General features: G+C 48.0%; 1 protein-coding gene. It reads right to left on the reverse strand.

The genetic code is table 11. The features are described 5' to 3' along the window. Nucleotides 1-1,615, reverse strand: a 1,615-nt coding sequence (locus PX481_RS09640; protein WP_288094489.1) for a glutamate synthase central domain-containing protein, incomplete at both ends; no start/stop codon positions are given.

Below are 1,615 nucleotides of genomic sequence, written 5' to 3' on the forward strand. Positions count from 1 at the left end.
AAGATAGGGACAGACTGCGGAAGCGCCATAACCAATTAGACAAGCGAAGTGATGGGTACTCCAACATTGGGCCGTGTCGATCACGATGGAAGCTTTTAAACGCAAGTGTGAGCGAATCAGGTGATGATGGACGGCACCAACAGCTAATAAAGGGGGAATATAGCTAGTTTTTTCGTCAATAGGAGCAGTCCTGTCACTGAGAATTAAAATTTCCGCTCCCGATGCTACTTTCTTGGCGGCCTCAGCGCACAAATGAGCGATCGCTGTTTCTAATCCCCGGGGGCCGGTGGTCAGATCATAAAGGGTAGAAAGTTCGGCTGTTTTGTAGCTAGAGGTTTTAACTTTGGCTAATTCAGCATTATTGAGCAGGGGAGAGTCTAATTTCAGTAAATGTGCGTCATCAACCCCTAATTTAAGTATATTGCCCCGTCGTCCCAGATACATAGTCAAGGACATGACTAAACTTTCCCGTAAGGGATCGATGGGGGGGTTAGTAACTTGGGCAAAACGTTGTTTAAAGTAATCGTAGAGAAGATGGGGTTTACTGGAGAGGACCGCTAGGGGAGTGTCATCACCCATACAGAAAGTCGGTTCTTTTCCCTGTTCTGCCATGGGAACGATAATCATATCCACATCTTCGGCAGTATAACCGAAAGCGGTTTGCCTGGGAAGGAGATGACTAGGAGAGGGAATGTCTATCGCTGTTTCTTTGTCAATAAAGGTGCGTTGGGATTTCACCCATTCACCGTAGGGATTAGAGCGGGCAATTTCCTGTTTAATCGGCCAATTACGCTTAATTTCGCCTTTTTCCAGATCCACCGCGAGCATTTGACCGGGGCCGAGACGACCTTTTTCGATAATGGTGGTTTCATCGAGGGGAATAGTTCCCGCTTCCGAGGAAACGACGATATAACCGTTGTTAGTAATGCTATAACGGGCCGGTCGCAAACCGTTGCGATCCAAACAAGCGCCGACGATTCCCCCGTCACTGAATACCAGTAAAGCCGGACCGTCCCAGGGTTCCTGTAAACCGCTATAGTATTCGTAGAAGTCGATAATTTCGGGATAATCCTGTAAATCCGGCTGATTATTGTAGGCCTCCGGCACTAGGATCATAGCTGCTTCTAGGGGACTGCGACCGGTTCTCACCAATAATTCTAGGGCGCTATCGAGGTTATAGGAGTCGCTGTTAGCGGGGTTAACAATGGGGGTCAGGGATTGTAATTCTTCGTGGGTCCAACCTTGGGTTTCTAAAGCGGGTTCCCGGGCCGACATCCAGTTAATATTGCCCAAAAGGGTGTTAATTTCGCCGTTATGACCCAATAAGCGCATCGGTTGAGCGAGGGGCCATTTCGGTTGGGTATTGGTGCTAAAACGACGGTGATAAATGGCAAATTGACTGCTATAGGCGGTATTTTGCAGGTCTAGATAGAATTCTCGCAGGATTTCGCCCCGTACCATGCCTTTATAGACTATGGTGCGACAGGAAAAGGAACAGAAATAGAAATCATCGGCCAGTTGCTTACCGACTTCAGAACGGGCAATATAGAGTAGGCGATCGAATTGAGAACCGGCTAAATCGGGGGAAGTAACCAGAATTTGCTCGACGTAGGGT

It is taken from the genome of Microcystis sp. M53603_WE2, from assembly GCF_030065435.1.